The sequence below is a fragment of the Pseudonocardia nigra genome (assembly GCF_019396355.1).
GTDB classification, from domain to species: Bacteria; Actinomycetota; Actinomycetes; order Mycobacteriales; family Pseudonocardiaceae; genus Pseudonocardia; species Pseudonocardia nigra.
Map to the genome: position 1 here is coordinate 1 of NZ_JAHKRK010000601.1, position 508 is coordinate 508.

Genomic DNA, 508 nt, shown 5'->3' on the forward strand with positions numbered 1-508 from the left:
GAGTTCGCGGTGGGCGAGGTCAATCAGAAGGGGCGACCACGCCGCGGACGGGGGTCATGACACTCACGACCTGCACCCACCGCGGTCCGAGGTCCCCGGGCTCATGCCGCGGGGGTTCGGGGCGGCGCGGCCAGGCAGCGGATCTGCCCGTCGCGCAGCCCGTAGAAGACCAGCTCGACCAGCTCGGCGGCGGCGGCGACGACGCCGATGTTGCGGTTGCCGCGGCGGGCGGCGACCCGGTCGCGGACCTGCCCGCGGCGGGTGTGCGCGGGCACGCGTTGCACGGCCTCGACCACGGGCCCACCGGACCAGCCGGCAGCCCTGCTTGCCTGATCCGGCCGCGGTGCACGGTGGTGTCGGACTCGTGATGTTTCGGGGTCAGCCCGGCCCAGCAGGCCAGCTGCGCGGGCGTGCTGAAGCGGGTGATGCCGCCGATCTCGGCGAGGAACACCGCGGCCAGGATCGGCCCGATCCCGGGGATCTGCCCGATCGCGACGGAGCCGGGATC

The 508-nt window shown here is 74.6% G+C and carries 1 protein-coding gene and 1 pseudogene; both read right to left on the reverse strand.

Annotation, left to right across the window (positions count from 1 at the left end):
- Positions 1-101 precede the first annotated feature (101 nt).
- Positions 102-296 (reverse strand): hypothetical protein, encoded by a 195-nt coding sequence (locus KME75_RS44675; RefSeq protein ID WP_246633871.1) that lies wholly within the window; start codon positions 294-296, stop codon positions 102-104.
- Between the two features lie 35 nt (positions 297-331).
- Positions 332-490 (reverse strand): annotated as a pseudogene (locus KME75_RS47440) (IS110 family transposase); the annotation flags it as partial.
- Between the last annotated feature and the right edge of the window lie 18 nt (positions 491-508).